Origin of the sequence: Pseudomonas sp. MF6755, from assembly GCF_016405635.1 — a bacterium.
In the GTDB taxonomy this organism is placed as follows: domain Bacteria; phylum Pseudomonadota; class Gammaproteobacteria; order Pseudomonadales; family Pseudomonadaceae; genus Aquipseudomonas; species Aquipseudomonas haemolytica.
This window is the reverse complement of sequence record NZ_JAEKDA010000021.1, coordinates 103,711-112,304: the sequence shown is the minus strand read 5'-3', so window position 1 is coordinate 112,304 and position 8,594 is coordinate 103,711. Positions and strand designations below refer to the sequence as shown.

Here is an 8,594-nt window from a genome sequence, read left to right as displayed (position 1 = left end):
CTTGCGGGTTTGCTTGCGCTTGCCAGCGTACTCGGCGTCGGCGAAGGTCATCTGCTTCATCGGGAAACTCGGTGGGTGGGGTCGCGGTATTTTGCCAAATCAGAAAGTCTTTTTCAGAGTTTCCTTAACGTTCATATTAATACTCCGCTATCTAGAAAATGACGTGTGAGCCTGATTTTTTTAGTTGCAATATGGCAGCGTGTCCAATAGGCGCTAAAAATGTCAGGCTCGTATGTATGTGGTTCAGTGTCGAATATGGTTCCGATTTTTACTTAAGGGATGTGTCTGGAAATTACTTCGATGGATAGGGCTGGGCAGTTGATTACTGTATATCTAATTGTTTCATTCGATAGTAAAGCGTTCTTTTCGCCATGCCCAATTCTGCCGCCACCTCGTCCACGCAGTAGGCATGACGCCGCAAAGATTCCTCGATCATTGCTTTCTCGATCTGCTGCATACGTTCTTTCAGGTTGGTTGGCTTGTCTGCAGTGTCCGATGGCAGGGCTGACAAGGGCGCCAGCCCCAGGACGAAGCGTTTGGCGGTAGAGCGCAACTCACGCACATTTCCTGACCAGGGGTGGCACAGCAGTTGCTGTACCAGCGCGCCGCAAGGGAGTGGAGCAGGGCACTTATAGTAGTCGGCCTCTTCTTGAACCATATTGAGGAACAACGGGATGATGCGGTCACGCCGATCGCGCAGCGGAGGGAGGCTGATGTTGACGACATTCAGGCGAAAATACAGGTCGCGCCTGAACCTTCCTTGTTCGACCATCTCATGCAGGGATTGCTGCGCCGAAGCGATGACTCGCATGTCTACCGGAATAAACCGGGTTGAGCCCAGGCGCTCGATGCCTCGTGACTCCAGCACTCTCAGCAGTTTGGCTTGCATCGACAGTGGCATGCTGTCGATTTCATCCAGATACAAGGTACCCAGATGTGCGGCTTCGATAAAACCCGCGCGTGACTGTACTGCTCCGGTATAGGCGCCGCTGTTGACGCCGAATAGCTGGCTTTCTGCCAGGCTTTCCGGGATAGCAGCGCAGTTCACGGCAACAAAATGACCTCGTCGCCCCGACAACCGATGGACACGTTGTGCCAGGGTATCCTTGCCTGTGCCGGTTTCTCCCAGTAACAAAATATCAATGTTGAGCGCGGCAGTACTATTAAGCGTACGCTCGATATCCAAGGCTTCAACGGAGGGGAGGTATGTCTCATTTGTTATTTGATAAGACGCTGACATAGTCCAGGTGCTCCACTATCGCTATCACTTCACTGTTGATAGAACGCTGTTGGCGTGCAGCCAGTAGAGCGCAAATAATCAAAAAAGTCATCGTGCCTGTTATCGGTAGAAGTCTGTTGAAGAGCGTGCGCAGGCTTAACTATGTCAAGGCGGTATATTGTTCAAGTGCTTTTCATATGGATGTACGGTATTTGGCGTAGGAGAAAACTTAAAGACTAGAAGAATGATCGATTAAGTTAGTTAAAGTTGTAATTGAGTAATTTTTTCATACATATGCTTTTCGATTTTTCCTGTCGATAGAAACAGACGGCCACAAAAAAGCCGATGCAATGCATCGGCTTTTTAGTCTGGAGCAGAAACTACAGGTGGCGCTTACACGTTGAAACGGAAGTGCATGACATCGCCATCCTTGACAATGTAGTCCTTGCCTTCCAGGCGCCATTTACCGGCTTCCTTGGTTCCCGCCTCACCCTTGTACTGGATGAAGTCGTTGTAGGCGATCACTTCGGCGCGGATGAAGCCTTTTTCGAAGTCGGTGTGGATCACACCAGCAGCCTGTGGCGCGGTAGCGCCGACCTTCACGGTCCAGGCGCGGACCTCTTCGACACCGGCAGTGAAGTAGGTCTGCAGGTTGAGCATCTCGTAGCCGGCGCGGATCACACGGTTCAGGCCTGGCTCTTCCAGGCCCAGGGCCTCGAGGAACATGTCTTTCTCTTCGCCGTCATCGAGTTCGGCGATTTCTGCTTCGATCTTGTTGCACACCGGAACAACGATGGCGCCTTCTTCCTCGGCAATGGCCTTGACCACGTCGAGCAGCGGGTTGTTCTCGAAGCCGTCTTCGGCGACGTTGGCAATGTACATCACCGGCTTGGTGGTCAGCAGGTGGAAGCCCTTGATCACGGCCTTCTCGTCGGTGCTCATGCTCTTCATCAGGCTGCGTGCTGGCTTGCCTTCGGTGAAGTGAGCGATCAATTGCTCCAGCAGGCCCTTCTGGACCACGGCTTCCTTGTCACCACCCTTGGCGTTACGCGCGACTTTCTGCAGTTGCTTTTCGCAACTGTCGAGGTCGGCGAAGATCAGTTCCAGGTCGATGATCTCGATGTCGCGTTTCGGGTCGACGCTGTTGGAGACGTGGATGACGTTCTCGTCTTCAAAGCAGCGGACCACATGGGCGATGGCGTCGGTTTCACGGATGTTGGCGAGGAACTTGTTGCCCAGGCCTTCACCTTTCGATGCGCCTGCAACCAGGCCGGCGATATCGACGAACTCCATGGTGGTCGGCAGGATGCGCTTGGGGTTGACGATCGCCGCCAGTGCCTCCAGGCGTGGGTCCGGCATCGGTACGATACCGCTGTTGGGTTCGATGGTGCAGAAGGGGAAGTTCTCCGCCGCAATACCGGACTTGGTCAGGGCGTTGAACAGGGTGGACTTGCCGACGTTGGGCAGGCCGACGATGCCGCAATTGAATCCCATGGTGTTTCCCCTCGGGTAAGAGTCAGGCCTTCTGGCTGTGCAGGTTTTTCATCGCGCGGTTCCATTCACCGGCGAAGATATCCGGCAGCACGCCGAGGGCAAAATCGATGCTGGCATCGAGTTTTTCCTGTTCGGCGCGTGGCGCACGACCCAGGACGAAGTTTGAAACCATACTGGCAACGCCTGGGTGGCCAATGCCGAGCCGCAGACGGTAGAAATTATTCTGATTACCCAACTGCGCGATGATGTCACGCAGGCCGTTGTGCCCACCGTGCCCGCCGCCCAGCTTGAGCTTGGCAACGCCGGGTGGCAGGTCCAGTTCGTCATGGGCCACCAGGATTTCTTCGGGTTTGATCCGGAAGAATCCCGCAAGTGCCGCGACGGCCTGGCCGCTGCGGTTCATGTAGGTGGTGGGAATCAACAGACGAACATCCTGACCCTGGTGCGAGAAGCGCCCGGTCAGGCCGAAATATTTGCGATCGGCCACAAGGTTGACGCCTTGGGCGTGGGCGATGCGCTCAACAAAAAGGGCCCCCGCGTTATGCCGGGTCTGTTCGTATTCGGCGCCTGGGTTTCCCAGGCCAACGATCAGTTTAATGGCAGTCACGACAGGGGCCCTTCCTTTGGAGTTGTGGATAACATCGCCTGACCTGAGTGCGGCGAAAGTGGACGACAGGAGCTCACTTATCCAGAGATAAACTTCGCGTTGTCGCCCGCTTTCTCGCTACGTTTCGGTCCGCGATGTTCCCTCAAGCTCCTTTCGTTGCAGAGAGTATTACTCTGCAGCGGTTTCGCCTGCTTCATCTTCTGCTACAACACGTGGCGCGTGGACGTTGGCAACAGCCTTGTCGTCGTTGTGAGCCAGTGCAACGAACTCAACGCCTTTAGGGGCCTTGAGGTCGGACAGGTGGATGATGGTGCCGATTTCAGCAGCCGACAGGTCGACTTCGATGAACTCAGGCAGGTCTTTCGGCAGGCAGCTTACTTCCAGCTCGGTAGTGGTGTGGGAAACAACGCCACCTTTCTTGACCGGAGCTTCTTCACCAACAAAGTGTACAGGCACGATAGCGGTCAGTTTCTGACCGGCTACAACGCGTACGAAGTCAGCGTGCAGTACGTGGCCCTTGGAAGGGTGGCGCTGCAGGGCCTTGATGATAACGTTTTGCTTTTTGCCGCCAACGTTCAGTTCGATAACGTGGCTGTAGGCCGCGTCGTTTTCGAGCAGTTTGGCAACTTCTTTAGCCAGCATGCTGATGGACTCAGGGGCTTTGTCGCCACCGTAGACTACAGCTGGAACCAGGCTTGCGAGACGACGCAGGCGGCGGCTCGCACCTTTCCCCAGGTCGGAACGCACTTCAGCATTCAGAGTAAAATCGTTCATGTTGTATCTCCAAAATAACCACATTCGCCCCAGCGTTTGCGACCAGCGCTAAAGGCGATATGGGCAAAAAAGCCCCGCCCCAACAGAATGTTGGGGCGGGGCGCTTTTCGTCAGTGAGGTGCTCCGAAGGTTTGACCCTTAGCGGAACATCGCACTGATCGATTCTTCATTGCTGATGCGGCGAACCGCCTCGGCAACTACCGGTGCGATATCCAGTTGACGGATACGCGAACAGGCTTGAGCAGCTGCGGACAACGGGATGGTGTTGGTCACCACCAGTTCGTCCAGCATGGAGTTCTCGATGTTCTCGATCGCTCGGCCCGACAGCACAGGGTGTGTGCAGTAGGCGAAGACTTTTGCTGCACCGTGCTCTTTCAAGGCTTTTGCCGCGTGGCACAGGGTGCCAGCGGTGTCGACCATGTCATCAACCAGAATACAGGTACGCCCTTCGACATCACCGATGATATGCATCACTTCAGAGTGATTGGCTTTTTCACGGCGTTTGTCGATGATCCCGAGGTCCACGCCCAGGGATTTGGCAACAGCCCGTGCACGCACGACGCCACCAATGTCCGGGGACACGATCATCAGGTTTTCAAAGCGCTGGTCTTCGATGTCATCCACCAGAACGGGGGAGCCGTAGATGTTATCTACCGGAATATCGAAGAACCCCTGAATTTGGTCAGCGTGCAGGTCAACCGTGAGAACACGATCGATACCTACCACGGTCAGCATGTCAGCAACGACTTTCGCGCTGATCGCTACACGTGCGGAACGCGGACGGCGATCCTGACGAGCATAACCAAAGTAAGGGATTACAGCTGTAATTCGAGTCGCTGAGGAGCGGCGGAAGGCATCAGCCATCACGACGAGTTCCATCAGGTTATCGTTGGTCGGAGCGCAGGTCGGCTGAATAATGAAGACGTCTTTACCGCGGACATTTTCATTGATCTCGGCTGTAATTTCGCCGTCGGAAAATTTACCGACAGAGATGTCACCGAGAGGGATATGCAGCTGACGTACGACACGCCGAGCCAGATCGGGGTTGGCGTTCCCCGTAAAGACCATCATCTTGGACACGCGCAGTACCTAGAGGCTGAGGGTAACCTGGATGAGTATTAGAAAATGGCAGGGGCGGCTGGATTCGAACCAACGCATGGCAGGATCAAAACCTGCTGCCTTACCGCTTGGCGACGCCCCTGTATCTGTTGCAACGAGTGCCTAACACTCGGTTCCTTTTAGAGCAGACTTTGCAGCTTGCGATGCAACATCGAAACGTTGCTTCCCTTTGCTACAAACCCTGTAAGGGTCTCTGTAAGAAGGGCCGAGACTTTATCAGCTTCAGCTTTGCTTGGGAAGCCCCCAAACACACAACTTCCAGTTCCGGTTAATTTTGCTTCGGTAAATTTACCTAACAAATTCAAAGCGTTACGTACCTCTGGATAACGCCTTGCTACAACCGGTAAGCAGTCATTTCGACTGTTTCCCTTGGGAACGGGGCGCACTTTAATGGGAGAAGAGTTACGTGTCAACAACGGATCTGAAAAAATTTCTGCTGTACTTACAGATACTTGCGGCACAAGCACGACATACCAAGGTTCTTCGGGCTCTACAGGGGTGAGTTTCTCCCCCACGCCTTCAGCAAACGCGGCGTGCCCACGCACGAAAACCGGGACGTCGGCGCCCAGTGTGAGGCCCAATGCGGCAAGGCGGTCGTGGTCCCAGCCCAGTTGCCACAAATGGTTCAGGCCCAACAGAGTGGTCGCGGCATTCGAGCTGCCGCCGCCGATACCACCGCCCATGGGCAGGACCTTGTCGATCCAGATATCGATGCCGAGCGAGGAGTTGGATTGTTCCTGAAGTTTTTTCGCGGCCTTCACAATCAGGTTGCTGTCGTGGGGCACGCCTTCAAATTCGGTGTGCAACTGGATCACGCCATCGTTACGCACGGCGAAGGTCAGCTCATCGCCGTAGTCGAGAAACTGAAACAGCGTCTGCAACTCGTGGTAGCCGTCTTCACGGCGCCCGAGGATGTGCAGCATCAAGTTGAGTTTGGCCGGGGAGGGCAGGGTCAGGCCCTGTTTTTCTAAAAGAGCAGTGGTCACGTCATTGCCCCAGCTTGCGCGGTTGCCAATCCTTGATCACCAGCGTGACGTCAAGGTCGGTGCCGTGCAGCTTGATGCGTTCGGGCAGCCAATAGCCATGTTGTTCAACGTAGCTCAAATACTCCACCTGCCAACCGTCCTGCTCCAGGGTGGCCAGGCGGCTGTCACCGTTGAGGCCCAGGCGACTCTTGCTGTCAGGCGCCGGTAAGCCGCGCACCCACCAGACCAGGTGCGAGACGGGCAGCTTCCAGCCGATCTGCTGTTCCAGCAGTTCTTCCGGGGAAGTCGCTTCGTAACGGCCCTGGTTGGCCACTTCCAGGCTCACTTGCCCCGGCCGGCCAGTCAGGCGAGCTGCGCCACGGCCCAGCGGGCCCGAGAGGCGAATATCGAAATAGTCCTGGCGCTGCAGCCAGAACAGCGTGCCGCTGCCGGAGTCTTTCGGCGCCCGAACCCCGACCTTGCCCTCGATCTGCCAGCCATCGATGCTGCTGAGCTGGTCCTTGTGTTGTTTCCATTGCGCCGGGTTGCCCTGGCCTTCTACGGATTCACGGGCGCCAAAGCCCGCGCAACCGGCGAGCAGGGCGATGAAGCTGAAAACAATAATGTGGCGCAAGAACATAAGCTTAAAGGGTCTCGGATCCGGTCAGGCGCTTGATGGTGCCGCGCAGGATGGGGCTTTCGGGTTGTTCCTTGAGGAACTTTTCCCAGATTTGTCGTGCTTCGCGTTGCTTGCCATTGGCCCAGAGCACTTCGCCCAGGTGGGCGGCAACTTCTTGATCAGGGAAGCGTTCCAGTGCCTGGCGCAGCAAGCGCTCGGCCTCGTCGAGGTTGCCCAGGCGGTAATTCACCCAGCCAAGACTGTCGAGAACGGCCGGGTCTTCCGGGTTGAGCTGGTGGGCCTGCTCAATCAGCACCTTGGCTTCGGCGTAGCGCGTGGTGCGGTCGGACAAGGTGTAACCCAAGGCGTTGAGTGCCATGGCGTTGTCCGGGTCGCGCTTGATGATTAGGCGCAGGTCTTTTTCCAGCTGCGCCAGGTCATTGCGTTTTTCCGCTTGCATGGCGCGGGTGTAGAGCAGGTTCAGATCGTCAGGGTATTGCAGCAACGCCTGTTGCAGCAGCTTCCAGGCGCGCTCGCCCTGCTTGTTGGCCGATAAGGTCTCGGCCTGGATCAGATAAAGCTGGATAGCGTAGTCCGGCTCAGCATCGCGGGCCGCGGCCAGGCGTTTTTCCGCCTCGTCGGTGCGACCGTTGCTCATCAGGATGTCAGCCTGGCGCAATTGGGCGGGCAGGTAGTCATTGCCGGGGCCGACTTGGGCGTATTCCAGCAGGGCGGCCTGCGGATCGTTGCGCTCTTCGGCGATACGGCCGAGGTTCAGGTGCGCCGAGTCCACATGGCTATCACGTTCGATCAGCTCTTCCAGGTAGCCCTTGGCCTCGTCCCAGGCCTTGGCTTCCAGGCACACCAGCGCCAGGGAGTAACGTAATTCATCGTCATCCGGGTATTGCTGGACCAGATTGGCGAACTGCACTTTGGCGTCTTCCATGCGGTCCTGCTCTACCAGCATCCGTGCATAAGTCAGGCGCAGGCGCTTGTCGTCCGGGTATTTCTTGATGCTTTTTTCCAGTAGCGGAATGGCTTCCTTGCCACGGTTGAGGTTCTGCAACAGACGTGCGCGCAGCAGGATCGGCGCGATCTCGCCATCTTCCGGTGGGTTCTGCTCCAGCAATTTGAGCGCGGCGTCGGCTTCATCATCCTGTTGCAGCAACAGGGCCTTGCCGAAAATCAACTGGCTGTTCTTGGGGTGTTTTTGCAGCAGGCGGTCGAAGCTCTTCATCAGGCCACTGCGCGTGTCCTGGTCGGTGTCGGCGGCCGACAGCGCGAGGAAGTCAAAATGCGTGTCGCCCTTGCCCTGCAGGACTTTCTCCATATAGACCATGGAGTCGTCATAGCGCCCCGCACGCGCTAGTTGCACGGCAGCCGCACGTTGGGCTTCCAGGTCATCCGGGGCGTTTTTTGCCCAGATCAAGGACGCGTCCAGCGCAGCCTGGTCGGCGCCCAGGTATTCGGCGATGCGAAACGCTCGCTCGGAGATGCCCGGGTCCTGGGTATTGATGGCCTGGGTCACGTAATTATCCAGCGCAATATCGAAACGATTACGCTGGCCAGCCAGTTCAGCGGTCAGCAGGCTGTAGACCGTTTCTTCACTGAACGAGGAATAAACCTTGGGCTTTTCAGGGGCGGGGGTGCTGTCTTCCGCCGGCGGCGTACTGTCCGGCGACACGGGTGCCATGGCCTGGCAGCCGCTGAGGAAGACAAAAGCAAGGAGCAACGCGGAAGATCTATTCATATAGGAAGAGGACGACTAACCTGCGGTCGGATCATCATGACACAAGC

The 8,594-nt window shown here is 56.5% G+C and carries 8 protein-coding genes and 1 tRNA gene; all 9 read right to left on the bottom strand.

Annotation, left to right across the window (positions count from 1 at the left end; all coding sequences use genetic code 11):
- Positions 1-322 precede the first annotated feature (322 nt).
- The 9 genes from JFT66_RS25220 to JFT66_RS25180 all read right to left on the bottom strand — a co-directional run bounded on the left by JFT66_RS25220 (position 323) and on the right by JFT66_RS25180 (position 8,547).
- On the bottom strand, positions 323-1,240 hold the full coding sequence (locus tag JFT66_RS25220) for a sigma 54-interacting transcriptional regulator (RefSeq protein ID WP_034117991.1): 918 nt from the start codon (positions 1,238-1,240) through the stop codon (positions 323-325).
- A gap of 372 nt (positions 1,241-1,612) precedes the next feature.
- Complete coding sequence (gene ychF, locus JFT66_RS25215; protein WP_034117992.1) at positions 1,613-2,713, bottom strand: redox-regulated ATPase YchF; 1,101 nt, start codon at positions 2,711-2,713, stop codon at positions 1,613-1,615.
- 22 nt (positions 2,714-2,735) lie between these two features.
- On the bottom strand, positions 2,736-3,320 hold the full coding sequence (gene pth / locus JFT66_RS25210) for an aminoacyl-tRNA hydrolase (protein ID WP_010213318.1): 585 nt from the start codon (positions 3,318-3,320) through the stop codon (positions 2,736-2,738).
- A gap of 168 nt (positions 3,321-3,488) precedes the next feature.
- Positions 3,489-4,094 (bottom strand): 50S ribosomal protein L25/general stress protein Ctc, encoded by a 606-nt coding sequence (locus JFT66_RS25205; RefSeq protein WP_005784612.1) that lies wholly within the window; start codon positions 4,092-4,094, stop codon positions 3,489-3,491.
- 138 nt (positions 4,095-4,232) lie between these two features.
- Positions 4,233-5,174 (bottom strand): ribose-phosphate pyrophosphokinase, encoded by a 942-nt coding sequence (locus JFT66_RS25200; protein WP_003208392.1) that lies wholly within the window; start codon positions 5,172-5,174, stop codon positions 4,233-4,235.
- Between the two features lie 46 nt (positions 5,175-5,220).
- Positions 5,221-5,295: transfer RNA gene (locus tag JFT66_RS25195), tRNA-Gln, on the bottom strand.
- A gap of 37 nt (positions 5,296-5,332) precedes the next feature.
- Positions 5,333-6,136, bottom strand: a complete 804-nt coding sequence (gene ispE, locus JFT66_RS25190) for a 4-(cytidine 5'-diphospho)-2-C-methyl-D-erythritol kinase (protein ID WP_198860377.1) — start codon at positions 6,134-6,136, stop codon at positions 5,333-5,335.
- A 64-nt stretch (positions 6,137-6,200) separates the two neighbouring features.
- A complete protein-coding gene (lolB, locus tag JFT66_RS25185; protein WP_034117995.1) occupies positions 6,201-6,818 on the bottom strand; it encodes a lipoprotein insertase outer membrane protein LolB in 618 nt (205 codons plus the stop codon).
- 4 nt (positions 6,819-6,822) lie between these two features.
- On the bottom strand, positions 6,823-8,547 hold the full coding sequence (locus JFT66_RS25180) for a tetratricopeptide repeat protein (RefSeq protein WP_034117997.1): 1,725 nt from the start codon (positions 8,545-8,547) through the stop codon (positions 6,823-6,825).
- Positions 8,548-8,594 lie beyond the last annotated feature (47 nt).

Coding starts and splice junctions, on each gene's coding strand:
- ispE (WP_198860377.1), bottom strand. CDS start 6,136: ATGCTGCACATCCTCGGGCGCCGTGAAGACGGCTACCACGAGTTGCAG.
- JFT66_RS25205 (WP_005784612.1), bottom strand. CDS start 4,094: ATGAACGATTTTACTCTGAATGCTGAAGTGCGTTCCGACCTGGGGAAA.
- JFT66_RS25220 (WP_034117991.1), bottom strand. CDS start 1,240: ATGTCAGCGTCTTATCAAATAACAAATGAGACATACCTCCCCTCCGTT.
- JFT66_RS25180 (WP_034117997.1), bottom strand. CDS start 8,547: ATGAATAGATCTTCCGCGTTGCTCCTTGCTTTTGTCTTCCTCAGCGGC.
- lolB (WP_034117995.1), bottom strand. CDS start 6,818: ATGTTCTTGCGCCACATTATTGTTTTCAGCTTCATCGCCCTGCTCGCC.
- ychF (WP_034117992.1), bottom strand. CDS start 2,713: ATGGGATTCAATTGCGGCATCGTCGGCCTGCCCAACGTCGGCAAGTCC.